A 19911-nucleotide genomic window follows, 5' to 3' on the forward strand; every position below is an offset into this window, starting at 1 on the left:
TAATAACTCTTATTTACAAAATACTTACTTTAATTTAGTATAATTTCTCTAATTTTATTAAAAGGAGAAATTATGTTTAAATTAAGAGAATTACCATTTTGTGCAAAAAGTAACGCTGTAGTTAGCGAAGAAACCTGTAGTTTTCATCACGGAAAACATCATAACACTTATGTTGTAAATTTAAACAAATTACAAAGTGAAAGCGAATTTAAAGACGCTAGTTTGTTTGAAATGCTTCAAAAAGCAAAAGGTGGGCTATTTAACAATGCGGCTCAAGTTTATAATCACGATTTTTATTGGGACTGTATCGCAAAAAAAAGTGAAATGTCCGAAGAGCTTAAAAAAGCTTTAGAAGAAAATTTTAAAGATTTTAAAAGCGAGTTTTTAAATGCAGCGACTACTTTATTTGGTGCTGGATGGTGTTGGCTTGTTTATAATCCAAAAAATAAAAATCTTGAGATTATTCAAACATCAAATGCCGCTACTCCTGTAACTGATAATAAAATTCCACTTCTTGTTGTGGATGTTTGGGAACATGCATATTATCTTGATACACAAAATGCAAGACCTGCATATTTGGATAAATTTTATGAAAATATAAATTGGGAATTTGTTTCAAAAGCTTATGAATGGGCTTTAAAAGAGGAGTTAGAATCTGTGAAATTTTATATAAATGAGGTTCATCCTGAAGTAAATCAAAAATGTTGCGGTTGCTCTTGCTAAAAATTTAAGCTTTAGTGAATTTAAATCACTAAAGCTTTTTATACTAAAAATTAAAACAAATCGTCATTAAAAATTCATCTAAGAAATATTAAATCAATCTACTATTTATCAAATTTTTATTTTTTAGTTTTTAAAAACCTTAACTCAATTTAACTTAAACTAATTTTTTCTCATATAATGTTTTATATAAATTATTTCTTTTTATATCTAATTACACTCTTTAAAATTATTTTAATGCAAACCTTTAAATTTACTTAATCTATTTAAAAATCATCTCTGCACTTTGTATAATAACTAATTAGAATTTATTTTTAAGCACTAAAATGTTTAAAAGTGCGATGGTGTGGGGGTTTGATAAAAAAAATTCCCATTTTATGTTCTGTTTTTAAGGATTGAAAAAAATCCCAAATTTCCCAAAACTGCCAAAAATTCCCAAAAATAGATCTATTTTAAAGATTTTAAACGCCAATTAAAGGGCTTTAAACGCCTTTTTTACCATAAGTGTTTAAAATTAAATGCACTCCTAAAAAATATCCCAAAAAAATTAAAATAGCCAAATATAGGGCTTTTTAGCGTTTAAGGTTTAAACTAAAAAATAGTAAATTTCGCTTAAGAAATAGATGGTTAATAAGACATTTTTTGCAAAATTTGTCCCTTAATAAAACTTAATGTCCCTTAATAAGCCAATAACTCCCATTTTACCGCATTTTTGATTAAGTGACACGCAAAAAAAAGCAAGTTTTTAGAAATGAAACTTAAAATTTAAGCTTAAACGGATTAAGTGACATTTTTTTTAAATTATTTTTTATTTTTTATCAACAAAACTAAATTTTTTGTGTGATTTTGAATTTCATCTTTTTAATAAAATATCTAATTAAATTATTTTTAAAAAAATTTTACTAAGCTTTATCATTTTTATACAAAAACGCCAAATTTTTACTATCATATGATCTTGATAAATTTAGGGGGCGGTTTTGGATGTGAAAAATTGCATTTAAAATTGGAATTTAACTATTAAACTTAAGATAATTGTTTGGAAATTTCCAATTTTATTTAAAAAAATTATCATTTTAAAATCAAAATGACATAATTCCAAAAAACTCTCATTTATTTCTATCTCGCCACTAAATTTAGAAATTTTCTCACACTCATTTATCATTAAATTCTATTTTTTGAGAAATTTCTATAAAGTTGTCTATAACGACTATTAGTTTTAATATTTTTGTGGCTCCTTTTTCTTTGCAAAAATAATTAATATTTTTCTAAATTTAATCTCTAAAATTCTTAAATGATATATTTTTTATCGGTAAAATTATAACTTAAAGATCCTTGCTAGAGTTTAAATTGAACCATTATTATTTAAGACGCCATTTTTAAATACTGGTTTTGATGAAAAAAATGGGTTATAAATGAATAAATCTTATAAAAAATTTATCGTGAATAAATGGTATAAAATATCTTAAATAGTTAAATTTAATTACTTTTAAATTTGGCTTTAAAATTCATTAAATATAAATTTTAGTTTTCAATGGACTTTAAAATTTTAACTCATCGAATTATAAACTAATTAAATTTATATTTAAATTTAATTAATCAAAATTTTATTTGTAGCTCAAAAAGAGCTACAAATTTATTTTATAACGCCACAAATCATCCTAGCACCGCCGCCGCCAAGTTTAGCAGGATTATCACTGTGATTATCACCACCTACATGAACCATAATAGAATGACCTCTTAACTCATCGATATTTTTAATTTTTGGAGCTAAAACTGGATAATTTGCAACACCTTTTTCATTTACATAAAGCGCAGGTAAATCTCCCATATGCCCCTCATCATCCCATGTAAAAGAGTGTTTGCCTGTATTTTTTGGATCCCAGTGTCCGCCAGCTTTCATACCAAGACCCTTTTGGGTAGCACCACAATCTGGATTTACATGCACATGAAATCCATGCATTCCACTCTTTTCAAAGCCACTCATATTTGGAAAAAATGCCACACCATAATTTGTATTGATAACCACAACTTCACCTACTTTTTTATCACCTTTTTCATCAAGCAAATTCATTTCAACCACTATATGCTTAACGCTTTTTGGATTAAATTCATTAATAGCGTGATCATCGTGATGATGCATATGATCGTGATGGTTATGGCTAAATGCAAGAGTAGCCATAACCAAACTTGTTAAAAGTACTTTTTTCATTTTTACTCCTTTATAATAAAAGTGCTAAATATTAGCATTTTTATTATAAATATTCAATATTATATATATATTTTTTTCAAATTTTCTAATTTTGAACTAGCATTTAAAAGCATCATATCAGCCACAATCAATCTTGCCATAGCCGTTGCAACCACGCTTCCCCTAACAGCAACACAAGGATCATGACGTCCTCTTAACTCGCATCTTACTTCGTTACCAAATTTATCTATTGTATTTTGTGGTAAAAAAATTGAAGGAGTTGGCTTAAAATGAGTTTTTATAACTACATCATCTCCATTTGTAATTCCACCAAGTATTCCGCCTGAATTATTTGAGATAAAGCCTTTTTTATTAATTTCATCGTTATTAAAACTTCCTTTGGTTTTACTAGAATTTACACCAAGACCTATTTCAACAGCCTTAACCGCATTTATTCCCATCATTGCCGCACCGATTCTTGCATCAAATTTATCATATAAAACTTCTCCAAGTCCAACTGGTGGATTTCTTATGATAGTAAGAACAGATCCGCCTACGCTATCGTGAGAATTTCTAGCATTTAAAATTTCTTTTTTAAATTCGGCTTCTAAATTTGGAAAAAGAGAGAAAATTTCAGATTTTTTAGCAAATTCAAAATCAGCCTTCATTAAATCGCCATAATTTTTTCCTATTCCATAAATTCCACTCTCAACGCTTATATTAAATTCATTCAAAAAAATTTGAGCCAAAGCCCCACCTGCAACTCTTATGGCACTCTCTCTTGCGCTACTTCTGCCACCACCTCTATAATCTCTTATGCCAAATTTTTGCATATATGTAAAATCGGCATGACCTGGTCTAAAAAGATCTTTTATATTATCATAATCTTTGCTTTTTTGATTTTCATTTTTTATTAAAAGACCAATTGGAGTACCTGTACTAAATCCATCAAAAACCCCACTTAAAATTTCAATAGTATCACTCTCTTTTCTTGAAGTTCCAAATTTAGAGCCAGGCTTTCTTTTATTTAACTCATTTTGTATAAATTCTAAATCGATTTTAATTCCACTTGGTAAGCCATCAATCACGCCACCAATACCCTCGCCATGACTTTCTCCAAAAGTTGTTAATCGTAATTTAACTCCAAAAGTATTCATATTTTACCTTTTTTTATCTTTTCTATCGCGATTTTTGCGGCCTTTTGCTCACCCTCTTTCTTGCTTCTACCTATTGCTTTTCCATATTCAATTCCATTTAAAAACACACCCATTTCAAAATTTTTATTATGATCTGGTCCTTTGGATGATATTAGTTTGTATTCAGGTATTAGTGCAAATTTTGCTTGAGTAATCTCTTGCAAGGTTGTTTTATAATCCTTAACCAACGCATCCAAGCTAATATTTTTATACTCTTTTTCAAATAGTGATATGGATATTTTTTCTACCTCATCAAGTCCTGATTCAAGAAAAATTGCTCCCATTAAAGCCTCAAATGCATCTGATAAAATAGAATCTTTATGACGGCCATTGTTATTATCTTCAGCCAAAGATATGTATAAAAAATCTCCTAAATTTATCTTTCTTGCAAGCGTTGCAAAACTCTTTTCATTAACAAGAGCAGCTCTTAATTTTGATAAATCCCCCTCAGGACAGCCCTTAAATTTATCAAATAGATATTTAGCAACCACCAAGTCCATAACAGCATCTCCTAAAAATTCCAATCTTTCATTATTAAAAGCTTTTGTTGAACTCTTATGCGTTAAAGCTCTTTCTAATACAGAAATATCTCTAAATTTATATCCTAATTTTTTTTCTAATTTTTCCAATGTAAAATCCTTTATTTTAGTTTTTGTGCAAATTCTCTTGCCAATCTATCGCACTCCTCATTTTCAGGGTGTCCTGCGTGTGCTTTTATCCAAAAAGCTTTGATTTTATGTGTTTTTGAAACGATTAAAAATTCTTTCCACAACTCTACATTTTTTACATTTTTAAAATCTTTTTTTATCCAGCCCTTAAGCCATAAATTTATAGAATTTGCAACATATGAACTATCTGTGTAAATTTCAACATCACAAGGCTCTTTTAGTGATTTTAAGCCCATAATTACGGCGGTTAATTCCATTTTATTGTTTGTAGTATTTCTCTCTCCACCAACTAATATTTTTTGATTTTCTTTATATCTTAAAATACAAGCCCAGCCTCCAACTCCTGGATTTCCAAGACAAGAACCATCACTAAAAAGGCATATTGATTTCACTATTTTTCCTTACTATTTTTGGTAAAATTTTTGCACCTTTTAAAGAATAACATACTGGACATCTATAAAAAAATGACGGCAAATTACTTTTACAATCATCACATATATATTGAAAATTTAAATCTGCATCAAAAAATAGCCCTCTTCTCATCGCCGATATAGCATTTATTTCAAAAAATTCACTCTCTTCATATTCATTTATTAAATTTTTAGCATAAAATAAAGCCTTATACTCTTTATCTTGCAAATTTATTGCATCTTCTAAATACCAAATCATATCGATACAATCATTTAATTTTGGAAAAGTTTTTAAATTTGATAAAGGCTCGTTGTGTTTTATAAAAAGCTCTAAAATAATTCTATTTACCATTTCATAATCACTTTCTAATTTATAAATTTTTTCTATTTTTTCAATAAAGCTTAAATTTTTATCATTTGCTATAATTTGTGATTTTACAAAAGCCAAAGATTTTGAAATTTCCACATCTTGCTCTTTTAAGGCATCTAAAATTTCAAGCTCATTATCAAACATTTTAAGCTTTTCATAAATTACACTTAAAATTTTTAACGAAACCTTATTTCTAGGTGCTATTTCAAGATTTTTAAGAAAAATTTCTTCTGCTTTTTTTAAAAAACCAGCTTTAAAATAAACACTTCCTAAATTTGTAAAAATAAACTCTTTTTCTTTTTTCGTTTTTGCGTTTTCAAGAGCTATTAAATATATATTTATCGCTTTTTCAAAATCTCCACTTTTAGTAAAAACATTTGCCAAAATTCCAAGTGTATCATTTTCAAGTTTTATTGATTTTAAAAACTCTTTGTATTTTTGACTTAGTCCATTTGTTGAATCAAATTTTTTTATAAAAACTTCTATTTTTCTTGACTCATTACTACTGCTAAAAATTCCCCAAATATAGCTAAATAAAGCTATTATAAAAGCAGTGCTTATTAAAATAATAAGCCCAAAAATCGGATCTCTATAATCTATTAAAAAATTTTCCACCAAGCCTCTTTTTAAAAATTTAGTTTTATTATAACAAACTTTTTGTATAATATAGCTTATGATTACACAGCAAAGTATTGAAAGATTATTAGAACAAACCGACATTGTTGATGTTGTAAGCCACTATGTAAATTTAAAAAGAAGTGGGCAAAATTTTGTAGGACTTTGTCCTTTTCATGATGATAAAAATCCAAGTATGAGCGTAAATTCTCAATTAAATATTTTTCACTGTTTTTCTTGCAAAGCTGGCGGAAATGCTATTAAATTTATAATGGATTATGAAAAGCTAAATTTTCCAGAAGCAGTTGAAAAATTAGCAAATATGCAAAATTTTAGTCTTGAATATACAAATCAAAATAATATAAAAATGGAAAATAAAAAAATTTTAGAGTTAATTTCTGGTTTTTATAAACTAAATTTATCTCAAAATCAAACGGCTTTAGACTATCTTTATAAAAGAGGTTTTGATAACTCTTTAATAGAAAAATTTGAATTAGGCTGGGCTCCAAATTCACAAAATACTATAAATTTTTTAAAAAATGAAGGTATAAATTTAGAAGAAGCAAATGAGGTAGGTATTTTAAAACAGAGCGAAAACGGCTTTTATGCGAGTTTTATAGATAGGATAACTTTTGCTATTAAAAATCACACAGGAAAGCTTGTTGGTTTTGGTGGAAGGACAATTTCAAATCATCCTGCAAAATATGTAAATAGCCCTGAAAGTAAGGTATTTGATAAATCAAAAACTCTATATGCTTATAATCTTTCAAAAGATGAAATTTTTAAAACTAAAGAAATTTTAATAGTTGAAGGTTATATGGATGTAATAATGCTTCATAAAGCTGGTTTTAAAAACGCTGTTGCAGTTCTTGGAACGGCTCTTACGCAAAATCATCTTCCACTTTTAAGAAGAAGTGATGCTAGGGTGATTTTGTGTTTTGATGGAGATGAAGCAGGGATAAATGCTGCTATTAAAAGTGCTAGACTTTTAAGCATAAATGAGATTGATTCTAGCGTGGTTATAATCCCAAACAGAGCCGATCCAGCCGATTTAATACAAAATGGTGAAATTTCCAAACTAGAAAAAATTTTAAATACAAGAGTTGAAAGTGGTGAATTTGTTATAAAAAATATAGTTGATAGTTTTGAAATTCAACGCCCACAACAAAAGCAAAAAGCCTTAAATGAAATCAAAAAATTTACAACAACCCTAAAACCAATCGTAGCCAATGGATACAAAAATTTTGTAGCAAAAATTTTAAATTTAGATCCATCTTTAGTAAATTTAAGCTTAAAAAATATAAACATTAAAAAGACTTCAGCTCCAAATTTAGAACAACAAGATAAAAAAAGAGACTATTTAGAACTTCAAATTTTAAAAAGTATGATTTTTCATAAAGATTTTTTTGAAAAAGCAAAAGATATTATAAATTTTAACCATTTTAAAACTCATTTTAATGAATTTACAGCTATAATTTCTCCTCAAAAAGATGAAAATCAAAATATTTTTTTAAGAGAGCTGGAGCTTGATGAAAGAATTGAAATTTTTACACAATTTCAAGATTTTAAAGAAGCGATAAAAATATTATTAATTAAAAAATATGAAGATAGAATAATTTTTTTAAAAAATTCAAATGAGATTGATAAAATTTCACAAATAATGGAAATACAAAAAATAATTAGAAAATTAAAAGGAGTAAAATGAGAGCATTGGCACTATTTAGTGGAGGGCTTGATAGTATGCTTGCTATTAAACTTATAACAAGTCAAAATATCGATGTAACAGCACTTCACATAAATATAGGTTTTGGAGGCAAAGAGGATAAAAGCGAAATTTTAAGAAAAAGAGCAAATATGGCTGGAGCAGATTTTGAGATAGTTGATATTCGAAATTCATATCTGCAAGATGTTTTATTAAATCCACAATATGGCTATGGAAAACATATGAATCCTTGCATTGATTGCCACGCTTATATGTTTAAAACTGCTTTAAATATGCTAAAAGATAGAGATGCAAATTTTATAATTACAGGCGAAGTTTTAGGGCAACGACCTATGAGTCAGAGAAAAACAGCTCTAGATCAAGTCTTAAATTTATCAGGTGATGAAAATGCCTTAATTTTGCGTCCAATGTGTGCTAAATTATTAAAGCCAACCACACCTGAAATCAATGGCTGGGTGGATAGAGAGAGGCTTTTAGATATTAGTGGAAGAAGTCGAACAAAACAGTTTGAATTAGCTAATAAATTTGGATTTAGTGAATTTGAAACACCAGGTGGAGGGTGTTTATTAACACTTCAAAGTTATAGTCAAAAGTTAAGGGATGCTTTAAAATTTGAAGGAATTCAAACTCCATTAGATAGTGAAATTTTAAAATTTGGGCGACATTTGAGATTAGAAAATGGCTCAAAACTTATAATTGGAAAAGATGAAATAGACAATCAAAAATTAAAAAATATAAAAAATCCAAAATTTATAGCTATAAATTTACCTCATCAAACAGTTGGACCGTATGTTTTAATAAGCAAAAACGCACATATAAAAGATAAAGAAATAGCAGCTAAATTTATGCTAACATATGCAAAAACAGAGCCAAATCAAATTTATGATGTGATTGTTGATGGTGTAAATTTTAGCGTTACTGCTTTTGAAAATAAAGATATCGCCCATAAATTTTTTGTAGGTTAATGAAGTTTTTTTAAAAATCCAAAAATTATAACACAAGCACCAAGTATCACAAAACTAACGCCAATAATATCAAATTTTGTGATACTTTGTTTTTCTACAAAAATTAACCAAAGAAGAGAACTAAATATATAAATTCCACCATAAGCCGCATAAGCACGACCCGCAAATTCGCTCTCTACTCTTGTTAGAATAAAAGCAAAAATTATTAAAGATAAAATTCCAGTTCCAATGTAAGCTAAATTTTTGCCATCTTTAAACACTATCCAAAAAAAATAACAACCTAAAATTTCAAAAAATGCTGCCACTAAATAATACAAAATTTCAACTATCAATTTTATACCTCATAAAAATTTAATAAAGTATAATCAAATACTCTGAAATTTAGCTTTTATATAGAAATTTAGAAATTTATAAGAATACTTTTGATATAATCTCATTTTTTTAAATGTCAAGGTAGCTCAGCTGGTTAGAGCGCTGGTCTCATAAGCCGGAGGTCGAGAGTTCAAGTCTCTCTCTTGACACCAAATTTAATTTTACTCTCAATCTCTGTAATTTAATTCTTTGTAAATTTAATCACAATCTAAAATAAATAGTTTTTTTCAATATTAATTTATCTTTATTCTGATATAATTACAACTTAAAATATTTAATCAATACTAAAATTTAAGGAATAAAATGTTAGTTGAAAAGAAAAAAATTTATAATCCACAATCAAATGAAACATTAACAGATAGAAGGGTTTTTAATGGAAATCCACACGGAATTTTAAATTTCACAAAAGCAAAATATCAATGGGCATTAAAGCTATGGGATATCATGGAGGCAAATACTTGGTTTCCAAAAGAAGTTGATACAACTGATGATGTAAGAGATTATAATTTTAATTTAACAACTGCTGAGAAGCGTATGTATGATTTAGTATGGAGTCAATTAATATCAATGGATAGTTTTCAAACAAACAATCTTGCTGATAATATAAATCCATACATCACAGCTCCAGAAATAAATGCTGTTTTAGTCCGTCAAGCTTATGAAGAAGCAAATCATTCAAAAAGTTATGCGGTTATGGTTGAGGCAATTTGTGAAAATACCGATTTAATTTATGAAATGGAAAAACACGACGCTGTACTTAAAAAGAAAAATGATTATATTTCTAGCATTTATGAAGAATTAGCAGGTGATGTTACTGAAAATAAACTGATTTTAGCAATGGTTGCAAATCAAATTTTAGAAGGAATCTATTTTTATAGTGGTTTTACTGCAATTTATGCACTTGCAAGAGCTGGTAAAATGCTTGGTTCAGCTCAGATGATAAGATTTATCCAAAGAGATGAAATAACTCATTTGCTTTTATTTCAAAATATGATAAATTCAGTCAAAAAAGAGCGTCCAGAACTTTTTACAAATGAGATAATAGAAAAAATTTATGATATGTTTGAAAAAGCTGGAGAGTTAGAAATTCAGTGGGGAAAATATATCACAGATAACCAAATCATGGGCTTTACAGATGATATTATTACAGAATATATCCATTATCTTGTTGATCAAAGATTGGTAGCTATTGGTTTACAAAAAAAATACAATGCAAAACATCCTATAAAATGGGTAGATGATTTCTCTAGTTTTAATGATCAAAAATCAAATTTTTTTGAAAGTAAGGTTGCAAATTACAGCAAAGGAAGTTTAACTTTTGATGATTTTTAATATAATTTTTTGGATGAGATATGGATACATTAACTGCTTTGAAATGTAAAAATTTAGCCGATAATATCGCTAATGAGATAAATTTAAGCCCTGCATTATATGATGCTTTTTCGCAAATTGATAGAAGTAAATTTTGTAATATAAAAGCTCATGCTTTTAGTTTAGATCCTCAAAGAATTTTAGCAAATCAATGGATTAGCTCTCCGCTAACTGTAGCAAAAATGACAATGGCTTTAGAGTTAGATGGCGTGGATAGCGTTTTAGAAATTGGTTGTGGAAGTGGGTATCAAGCTGCTATTTTAAGCCAGATAGTAAGAAGAGTTTTTAGTATAGAGAGGATTGAAAAACTAGCAAATCAAGCAAAAGAGTGTATTAAAAATTTGAAAATTTCAAATATCCACATAAAATTTGATGATGGAAATGGAGGTTGGAAAAAATACGCTCCTTATGAGAGAATTTTGCTTTCTGCTGCTACTGAAAAAATTGATGAAAGACTTTTTATTCAATTAGAAAATAATGGAATTTTAGTAGCACCAATTAAAAGAGGCAACAAACAAAATATTACTAAATTTATCAAAAACGAGATTGGACAAATAGAAGAAATCATTCTAGATGAATGCGAATTTGTCCCTCTATTAAAAGGAACTACAATATGAATTTAAATGCTTTACTTGAATTATTTAAAAATAAAAATAGCGATTCTTTGTTACAAAATAGGGTTAAAAATTTAAATTACTCTCTTTTGAATTTAAAAGAAAAATCAAACAATTTTAATGAAAAAGAGTATGATTTTTTACGAACATCATATATAAATTTTATCGATAATGATAAAAAAATTTTGGATTTAGGACAAAATTTTTCACACGCTGGATATTTTTTTATAAATAAATTTTTTGAAAACAATATCGAAACTTTTTATTTAGATTTTAAACTAAAAAATGTAATAGAATCTCACAAACAAACATTTGCAAATAACCAAAATATATCAGTTTCAAACGCCATAAAAGGAAGTGATGCACAAGTTATTTCTCTATATATATTTTTAGAAAATTTTGCTAGACTTTATGGGGATTTTTGCGAAGATAGAGAACTAAAAAATAGCTTTAAGAAAAAATTAGTTGAATTATATGGAGCTATTTATGATTTATTTGAAAGCTGTAGCACAAATTTAGTAAAAAAATATCTAGGCATAGCAATTTACAATCATCCAATGCTTATTTTAGAGTTAATAAATAGCTCTTTAAAAGATGATAATTTTATGGATATAGTGCTAAATTTTACACAAGAACATACAATAAATGAAAATTTTGATGGTGAATATGAGATTTTAGATAATGATTCTTTGATAGAATTTATAAGCTTAATTGCAATAATTAATAATAATATAAATTTAGTTTTTTATAACAAAAATAGCATTAAAATACTAAATTTAATATATCAAAAAGATAGCTCTGAAATATCAAAATTCTTAGAATTTTCAAAAGATTTTATAGAAAATTTTAAAAGTTGTCCAACAAATTCAAACATTTATGAAAAAAAAATATATTGTCAAATATTTTTTGAATTTTTCTCAAATTTTAATAACGACAATATATCAAAAAATACAATGTATATAGGCTCAGCTGGAACTGGAAAATACAATAAAATAAAAGAACTTTTAGATATAAAAAATATTTCATTTGATAAATATAACTTTATAACACTTCATCAAAATTATGATTATAGCGATATTATGGATGGTTTTGTTGGCACAAATTTTATCAATGGTGCTTTTAAAAATATATGTAAAAAGGCTTATAATGACCCAAATAATGATTATTTCTTTATAATTGAAAATATTAATAATTGCGATACAAATGCTCTTTTTAGTGAAATTTGCGAACTTTTAACAGATAGATTTTCAAATTCAAATCAAAATGCCTTCATAAGAACAAAAAATGCTCATATTATTGATAATTTAGATAATAAAGAAGAATTAAGCGTAGCCTTAAAAAATGGTTTTAGCCTTTTTTGTATACCTGATAATTTATATATTATAACTACTCTTGATCCAGCTTTTGGGTATGATAATATTTGTGTTTCTTTGATTTCTAAATTTGAGGTGATTAAATTATCTTGCGATTATGACTATTTAGAAATGCATTTAAAAGATATCACAAATTATCAACAATTAATCAAAATTTTTAAGAAATTCAATGAAAATATATCAACTATTTTAAATGATGAGTCTATGCAACTAGGACATTTTATATTGATTAAAATTAAAAACTACATAAAAAATAGTGATTTAAATAATGAAAATTTAGCAAAATTTTTTAATTTAGAGATAGAACCTAGCTTAAAAGTTATGTTTTCTAAATTTTTAACTTATAGCGAAAGTAAAAAAAATATTGATTCTTTAAAATCTATATTTAATTTAAATAAAATACAATGATTGATAAATTAAAACTATTTATCTATACTTATGATCCAGCTAAATTTAGCCTTATTTTTGCAATTAAAGCGATTTTAGCTATGTCTTTAGCTGGATTTTTAGCATATTTTTTATTTGGCATACAAGCTACAATGTGGGCAATACAAGGAAGTGGGGGAATATTTTTTATAAACAATTTAAATTGTAAAAATTTAGCAAAAACTCTACATCATCTGCTTTTTGTGGTGCTTTGTGCAATTTTTATAAATTTTGTTAATTTTATTGATAATCTTGGGTATTTTTTATGTTTTGCAATGTTTTTTTGGTTTATGTTTGTTGGTTTAAGCCAAATTTATAGCATTGATTTATATAAAGTTTTAATGGCAACATCTTTTATTTTTATAATCGTTCTTACAATCAAACATAGCAGTACAAATTTTTCACCAAATATTGTAAATTGTGGATTTATCGTAGGTGGATTAAGTGCTACTTTTATGAGATTTTTAAATTTTATGGGATATGGAAGATATACAAAAAATAATTTTACAGCTTTGATTAAAAATATCATATTATTAAATAGTGCAAAAAATGAAAAAGATTTTATTCTATGGCAAGAAAAAAGTCTTAGCCAAATAGAAGAATTAAAAAATATTCTAAAAACAAAAAGTTCAAATTTAAAAGATCTAAATTCAATTAAAAACTCAACAAGAGCGATATTTTATGTATATAAATTTGAAGAGTTAATATATACTTTATCAAATTTAAAATCAAAATATTTTAGAAAAAATAATAAAAAAATACTAGAAAAAGCCTTAGAAAATGAGATTAATTTTAACCTCAGTGAATTAAAAAATTTATTTATCGAAAAAGATGTAAATTTTAGATTTAAAATTTATAATCGATTAAAAAAGTTAAATCAAATTCCAATTTTTATGAATTCTTTAAATGCTTTATATAGTATTTTTAATATAATAGAAATAGGTGGTGAGGAGAAAATAAATTTAAAATTAAATAAAAAAGAATTTAATTTTAAAACTCTTAAAAAAAGTATAAATTTAAAAAATCCAGTATTTAGATATAGTTTTAAATTTGCTCTTACAATCGCATTATCGATCTTTATAGCAAATTTATTTAAAATGCTTCATGGAATGTGGATAGCCATAGGAGTTATTACTGTTATGAGACCAAATTTAAATTTAGTAACATCTATCACGAAACAAGCTATAATAAGCACAATATTAGGTATGGGAGTTGGAATTGGCATAGTTGTTATGACTAGTGATTTTAACTATATATTTTATTTTTTAATACTCGTGATTACTTTTATGATTTTTTATTTAAAAGCTTATCCTTATATATTGTGGAATGTCTTTTTTATGGCTGGTTTGACGATATATTTTTCTATCATAACTTCAAATTTTTCAATACTTATGTCTATAAGATTTTTTGATACTTTAATTGGATTTATACTAGCTATTTTAATATCAAATTTTATATGGCCTGTAAAAAATAAAGATGAAATTATGCCAAAATTTAAACAAATAAATGTAAATTTTAAAAATTTGGTATTAAATTTAATAAAAGAAGATGATAAAAATTTCAATGATTTATTAAATCAAATCACGCTAAATTTAAACAACTTTAATGTTCTAATAAAAAGCAGCAAAAAAGATGAATTTTTAGAAATTTATAATGATTTCAAAACACTTTATTTTTGCTTTTTTCATATCAAATTTTATATAAATAATCAAAATTTCGAACTTTTAAAAATCGATTTAACTCTTTTAAAAGAGCGTTTTGATATGATAGAAAATAAAATTAATGCTTTGCCGTTTTATTTTTATGAAGAGCCAATTTTTTTAATTCAAGAAAAAGAAATTTTAAAGCTTTTAAATGCAATTTTTAAAGCTCAAGAGAGAATTTATCTATTTTTTAGATAAGTTCATCTCTCTTATAACAAATTCTGCACTTATATTGCCTCTAAAAATATTTTTAGAAATGTGTGCTATAAAATCTACAAAATCGCCTATTTTAGGCTTAAAATCATAATTAAAAAATAAAGCTTCTCTAATAACTCCACTTTTTTCAACAGAAATTTTTATATGATTTTCATCTTTTCCTATAACTTTTACATCTCTCACAAAAGCATTTGTAACACTAAATATAGGTTTTGGATTTTTTTGTCCAAATGGTTCAAAATACTCTAAAATTTCAAGCATTTCCATATCAAGCTCATTTAAATTTATCTCGCCCAAAATCTCATCTCCATAGTATGATGTATTTAAATCTTTGATGTAGGAATTCTTATTTATTTCTTTTTGAAAAAGTTTTAAATTTACAGGATCTATCACAATTCCAGCAGCACCTTTATGACCTCCAAAACTAATTAAAATATCTTTTTGAGAAGCGATTAATTTTAAAATATCAAATTTCCCTACACTTCTTGCACTTCCTTTTGCCCTGCACTCATCTACGCTAAAAACAATGGCTGGTTTTTTATACTGTTTACAAAGTCTAGAAGCTACAATACCAATAACGCCCTCATGCCAATCTTTACCCCAAGCTACTATGATTTCATCATCATCTTTTATTTTTAATAGAGAATTTTCATATAGAATTTTTTCTTCATTTTTTCTGTTTTGGTTGATTTCTAAAATTTTTTCTAAATAAAAATTAGCTTCGTTTAAATTACTAGAACATAAAAATTTAAACGATATGCTAGCATCTTCCATTCTTCCAGTTGAATTTATTAAAGGTGCTATCATAAAACTAATATCATCAAATTCAAATTTATCTTTACCGTAATAATTTTTTATAGCATTAAAACAAGGTCGTTTTGATAAATTTAATTTTTTAATACCTGCTTTTAAAAGCACTCTATTTAAATCACGAAGCTCCATCATATCAGCAATAATAGCAATAACTAAAAGATCTAAATCAAGCCCCATATCATATTTAATTTTACAAATATCTTTTAAAGCTCCAACCAAATACCAAGCCACTTCAGCACCACAAATTTCAACATTTGGAAAATTACAATCTTTTTGTTTTGGATTTACAATCGCATATGCTTTTGGTAAAATAGGTGGTGGCATATGATGATCTGTGATTATTAAATCTATTCCTTTTTTTAAACAAATTTCAGCAGCTTCAGTAGCACTTATACCATTATCAACAGTAATAATTAAATTAACCCCTTTTAATTCTTCTAAAATATTGATATTTAATCCATATCCATCTGTAAAACGATTAGGAATTTTTACAATGAAATTTGCCCCTAAAAGCTTAAAAAAATTAGATAAAATAACACTACTTACTACTCCATCTACATCATAATCGCCTACAATAGCCATTTTTTCGTTATTTTCTATAGCAGTTTTTATACGATAAGCTGCTTTATAAGCGTCTTTTAAAGTATTAGGTAAGGGAATTTCTGAGATTTTTTTGTGAATATCATTTTTAAATCTACTTTCTAATAATTCCCTTACATCTTTTTTACCTAACATTTTTCAATGAAGCTTTCATAAAACCCAAAATTACAGGGTTTGGTCTAGTTAGACGCGATGTAAATTCAGGGTGAAACTGCACACCGATGAAAAACGGATGATCTTTTAATTCAACCGCTTCTATAAGCCCATCACTCTCTCCACTTACAATTAAACCATATTTTTCAAATTCAGATCTATATTTGGGATTTGCTTCATATCTATGACGGTGGCGTTCTTTTATATTTTTTTGATTATAAATTTCAAATAAAAGAGAATTTTGCTTTATTTTACACTCATAACCTCCAAGCCTCATAGTTCCACCAAGTGGGCTTTGATAAGTTCTAATCTGTTTTTTACCGCTATTATCTATAAATTCATCTATTAAATAAATAATATTATTTTTAGTATTTACATCAAATTCAACCGAATTTGCATCCTCTAAATTTAGCACATTTTTAGCAAATTCTATTAAACAAAGTTGCATTCCAAGACAAATTCCAAGATATGGAATTTTATTAATTCTTGCGAATTTAATAGCTTGAATTTTACCATCAACTCCTCTATTTCCAAATCCACCAGCTACTAAAATACCATCTATATCTTTAAAAATTTCATCTACATTTTGATCATCAATCTTTTCACTATCACACCATTTAATATCAACTCTTGTGTCTAAATTTGCACCAGCGTGAATTAATGCTTCAGTTAAACTCTTATAACTCTCTTTTAAATCAACGTATTTTCCTACAAATGCGATTTTAACCTCTTTTGTTGGTGCTATCACTCTCTTAACTAAGCTATCCCAATTACTCATATCTACTTTTAAATCACCTAAATTTAAAAACTCACTAATTGGAGTTAAAATATCTTGTTTTAAAAATAAAAGTGGAATTTGATATATGCTTTGAGAATCAAAACTCTCAATCACACAATTTTTTTCAACACCGCAACTCGTTGCTATCTTATCTTTTAGTTCTCTATTTAATGGCATTTCACTTCTGCAAATTATCATATCTGGGCTAATTCCAATGCGTCTAAGTTCTCCAACACTATGTTGAGTTGGTTTTGTTTTTAGCTCGCCAGCTGCTTTAATAAAAGGAATCAAAGTTAAATGAATATTTATACAATTATATTTTCCAAGTTCAACTCTCATCATCCTAATAGCTTCCAAAAATGGCTGTCCTTCTATATCGCCTACAGTTCCACCAATTTCTACTATTAAAATATCATTGCCCTCGCCAGCTTTTTTAATTCTATCAATTATCTCATTTACAATATGTGGAATTACTTGAATAGTTTTTCCAAGATAATCTCCTCTACGCTCTTTTTCAATTACAGAGCTATAAACTCTACCTGTTGTAAAGTTATTTAGTTGAGATAAATTTTCATCTAAAAATCTCTCATAATGCCCTAAATCAAGATCTGTCTCAGCACCATCATCAGTTACAAAAACTTCTCCATGTTCTAAAGGACTCATTGTCCCAGGATCGACATTTATATATGGATCAGCTTTTAAAATACTAACTTTAAGTCCAGAATTTTTTAAAAGTGTAGCAATGCTAGCTGCTGCAATTCCTTTACCAAGAGAACTCAAAACACCACCCGTTACAAAAATATACTTTGTTTGCCTATTTTGCGTCATAAATTTTCCTTATTTTTTATGACATATTATACAATTTATAAGCTTTGATATTCTATAAATTCTATTTATTTTCTAAATTTTCTATAAATTTTAATATTTCAAAAAGTTTTGAAATTTTTATTATTTTGTTTAGTGGTTTAAAATAAAAAATTAAATCTATTTTTTCAAGTTTTTCCACAAATCATTATCTAAATTTAGAGCATTTACTATGTCTAAAATAGAGTTTAAATCGCTAATTATCTTTCTAGCTGGGTTATTTATTTTGATATTTTTTGTAATATCTGGTTCAAAACTATCACGCCCTACATTTATAGAAATATAAATTTTTGTTTTAATAAAGCTCACATTTATGGGATTATTAAATCTTTTACTAAGATTATAAATTTTTTCCATTAAAGATGGGCTTAAAAGATACATCGCATTTTGTATATCATCACTATAAACTCTAAATTTAGAATTAAACTCCACACTGTCCATTTTTATTAGGCTTACATCATTAAACCTTGGATATCCACTTTGCATAACTAAGGTTTTTGAATTTATATTTTTATTAAAATCAGCTACAAAAAATAGCCCTGTGAAGTTGTGGATTTTCTTATCATCATATTTAAATTTAAAAAAATTTAAAATTATTTGAATAAAAGTTATAAAAAAATGAAATAAATCATCAAAAAAATCTTTTAAATTTTCATATAAATTTAGCTTATCTTCTAAAAGAATATCGCTAAATTTAAACATAACTCCATTTTTCATACCGCTTATATAGTCATTTCCTTTTTGATTGGTAAAAGGCTTAAAAAGCCCACTTCTTATCATATCAACAGCGTCGATGTTATGATACATATTATAATAGTGCCCTTTATTTTTAATATAATTTCTTAAATACTCATTTTTAAATTTCTGCCTAAAAGGTTTTGAGAGTTTGATTTTTTTATTTTTAATGTCTCTTTTATGGATGAAAATAAACATTATGATAAAAAATAAAAATAAAAATAACCTAAAAAACATTGGAATTTCAGATAAATTTTTATATCCAATAAATTTATAAAATAAAAAAAATATTACACTTAAAAAGCCAAAATTTATACAAAATGATATTATTATATAAATTTTAAACTTCTTATAAATTTCTTTTCTTAACTTTTCAAGTTTATCTATAGTCATAAAATTTCCAAATTTTAGAGTTTAAATTAACTATTTTTTTTAATTTATTAAATTTATTTTTTAAATAAATTACTTACATTTGGAGCCGTTTTTTCACTCTCATCAATTTTAAAAAATTCATCTTTACTAAATTTAAAATAATTAGCAATTATATTGCTTGGAAACATCTCAATAGCGTTATTATACACCATAACACTTGAGTTATAAGCCCTTCTTGAGGCTGAAATTTGCTCTTCAACTTCATTTAAAGTCGTTTGAAGGTGTAAAACATTTTCATTTGCTCTTAACTCAGGATACGCCTCAATAGCTACATTTATCCCACTTAAAAGCTTTGAGAGTTCATTATTTAAGCTAAAAGTTTCTTTATCATCACTAGATCTCATAGCCCTACTTCTAAGTTCAGTAACACGCTCTAAAACATTTTTTTTCATGAGTCATATACTCTTTAACTGAAGCAACTAAATTTGGTATTAAATCATATCTTTTTTTAAGCTGAGTATCAACTCCAGCTCTTATATTTTTAACTTGATTTTTATTGTAAATTAAAGAGTTATAAATATTTATAACCCATAAAATTATAAAAGCTAAAATTCCTAAAATAATCAAAACAAAAACCATTTTCGCACTTTTTTTATAAATTTAATA

Annotated in this window: 17 protein-coding genes, 1 tRNA gene and 1 pseudogene; 8 read left to right on the forward strand and 11 right to left on the reverse strand. The window is 26.2% G+C overall.

The genetic code is table 11. From position 1 onward, the window contains the following. Positions 1–72: 72 nt before the first annotated feature. Complete coding sequence (sodB, locus tag F1B92_RS03330) at positions 73–723, forward strand: superoxide dismutase [Fe] (RefSeq protein WP_154570497.1); 651 nt, start codon at positions 73–75, stop codon at positions 721–723. Positions 724–1717: 994 nt separating this feature from the next. On the opposite strand, the gene F1B92_RS03335 is transcribed toward sodB, so the two are convergent. The 6 genes from F1B92_RS03335 to F1B92_RS03360 all read right to left on the reverse strand — a co-directional run bounded on the left by F1B92_RS03335 (position 1718) and on the right by F1B92_RS03360 (position 6167). Then, a complete protein-coding gene (locus F1B92_RS03335; RefSeq protein WP_154570498.1) occupies positions 1718–1882 on the reverse strand; it encodes a hypothetical protein in 165 nt (54 codons plus the stop codon). A 471-nt stretch (positions 1883–2353) separates the two neighbouring features. Beyond that, the gene (locus F1B92_RS03340; protein WP_154570499.1) at positions 2354–2929 is read right to left on the reverse strand and encodes a superoxide dismutase family protein; all 576 of its coding nucleotides are present in this window, start codon (positions 2927–2929) and stop codon (positions 2354–2356) included. A gap of 59 nt (positions 2930–2988) precedes the next feature. Continuing rightward, positions 2989–4065: a chorismate synthase gene (aroC, locus tag F1B92_RS03345; RefSeq protein ID WP_154570500.1), complete on the reverse strand. Its 1077-nt coding sequence runs from the start codon at positions 4063–4065 to the stop codon at positions 2989–2991. Continuing rightward, positions 4062–4733, reverse strand: coding sequence for a ribonuclease III (gene rnc / locus F1B92_RS03350; protein WP_154570501.1), 672 nt, complete (start codon positions 4731–4733; stop codon positions 4062–4064). Before rnc ends, aroC begins: the two co-directional genes overlap by 4 nt. An 11-nt stretch (positions 4734–4744) precedes the next feature. Next, positions 4745–5164 (reverse strand): ribonuclease HI, encoded by a 420-nt coding sequence (gene rnhA, locus F1B92_RS03355; protein ID WP_326833082.1) that lies wholly within the window; start codon positions 5162–5164, stop codon positions 4745–4747. Further along, a complete protein-coding gene (locus tag F1B92_RS03360; RefSeq protein WP_229770903.1) occupies positions 5142–6167 on the reverse strand; it encodes a tetratricopeptide repeat protein in 1026 nt (341 codons plus the stop codon). Before F1B92_RS03360 ends, rnhA begins: the two co-directional genes overlap by 23 nt. Before the next feature lie 58 nt (positions 6168–6225). On the opposite strand from F1B92_RS03360, the gene dnaG reads away from it, so the two are divergent. Together dnaG and F1B92_RS03370 are read left to right on the forward strand one after the other, a co-directional pair. Continuing rightward, positions 6226–7872: a DNA primase gene (dnaG, locus tag F1B92_RS03365; RefSeq protein ID WP_154570503.1), complete on the forward strand. Its 1647-nt coding sequence runs from the start codon at positions 6226–6228 to the stop codon at positions 7870–7872. Further along, positions 7869–8855 carry an argininosuccinate synthase domain-containing protein gene (locus F1B92_RS03370; protein WP_154570504.1) on the forward strand — a complete coding sequence of 329 codons (987 nt, stop codon included), beginning with the start codon at positions 7869–7871 and terminating at the stop codon, positions 8853–8855. Before dnaG ends, F1B92_RS03370 begins: the two co-directional genes overlap by 4 nt. On the opposite strand, the gene F1B92_RS03375 is transcribed toward F1B92_RS03370, so the two are convergent. Then, on the reverse strand, positions 8852–9187 hold the full coding sequence (locus F1B92_RS03375; RefSeq protein WP_154570505.1) for a YnfA family protein: 336 nt from the start codon (positions 9185–9187) through the stop codon (positions 8852–8854). The genes F1B92_RS03370 and F1B92_RS03375 overlap by 4 nt on opposite strands. A 115-nt stretch (positions 9188–9302) precedes the next feature. Here F1B92_RS03375 and F1B92_RS03380 point away from each other — a divergent pair. The 5 genes from F1B92_RS03380 to F1B92_RS03400 all read left to right on the forward strand — a co-directional run bounded on the left by F1B92_RS03380 (position 9303) and on the right by F1B92_RS03400 (position 14912). Continuing rightward, positions 9303–9379 (forward strand) — tRNA-Met (locus F1B92_RS03380). 151 nt (positions 9380–9530) lie between these two features. After that, positions 9531–10559 (forward strand): ribonucleotide-diphosphate reductase subunit beta, encoded by a 1029-nt coding sequence (locus F1B92_RS03385; protein WP_154570506.1) that lies wholly within the window; start codon positions 9531–9533, stop codon positions 10557–10559. 20 nt (positions 10560–10579) lie between these two features. Further along, positions 10580–11215: a protein-L-isoaspartate(D-aspartate) O-methyltransferase gene (locus tag F1B92_RS03390; protein WP_154570507.1), complete on the forward strand. Its 636-nt coding sequence runs from the start codon at positions 10580–10582 to the stop codon at positions 11213–11215. Beyond that, on the forward strand, positions 11212–12993 hold the full coding sequence (locus F1B92_RS03395) for a 5-methylcytosine-specific restriction endonuclease subunit McrB (protein WP_154570508.1): 1782 nt from the start codon (positions 11212–11214) through the stop codon (positions 12991–12993). The genes F1B92_RS03390 and F1B92_RS03395 overlap by 4 nt, the downstream gene beginning before the upstream one ends. Then, a complete protein-coding gene (locus F1B92_RS03400) occupies positions 12990–14912 on the forward strand; it encodes an FUSC family protein (protein ID WP_154570509.1) in 1923 nt (640 codons plus the stop codon). Before F1B92_RS03395 ends, F1B92_RS03400 begins: the two co-directional genes overlap by 4 nt. Here F1B92_RS03400 and recJ read toward each other — a convergent pair. From recJ to F1B92_RS03420, 4 genes and pseudogenes are all read right to left on the reverse strand, one after another. After that, a complete protein-coding gene (recJ, locus tag F1B92_RS03405) occupies positions 14898–16478 on the reverse strand; it encodes a single-stranded-DNA-specific exonuclease RecJ (RefSeq protein ID WP_154570510.1) in 1581 nt (526 codons plus the stop codon). The genes F1B92_RS03400 and recJ overlap by 15 nt on opposite strands. Further along, positions 16468–18102 (reverse strand): CTP synthase, encoded by a 1635-nt coding sequence (locus F1B92_RS03410; protein WP_154570511.1) that lies wholly within the window; start codon positions 18100–18102, stop codon positions 16468–16470. The genes recJ and F1B92_RS03410 overlap by 11 nt, the downstream gene beginning before the upstream one ends. A 156-nt stretch (positions 18103–18258) precedes the next feature. Continuing rightward, positions 18259–19266, reverse strand: a complete 1008-nt coding sequence (locus tag F1B92_RS03415) for a DUF3137 domain-containing protein (protein WP_154570512.1) — start codon at positions 19264–19266, stop codon at positions 18259–18261. Between the two features lie 53 nt (positions 19267–19319). Then, positions 19320–19884: pseudogene (locus F1B92_RS03420) on the reverse strand (LemA family protein). Positions 19885–19911 lie beyond the last annotated feature (27 nt).

This window comes from Campylobacter portucalensis (assembly GCF_009690845.1).
Lineage (GTDB): Bacteria > Campylobacterota > Campylobacteria > Campylobacterales > Campylobacteraceae > Campylobacter_B > Campylobacter_B portucalensis.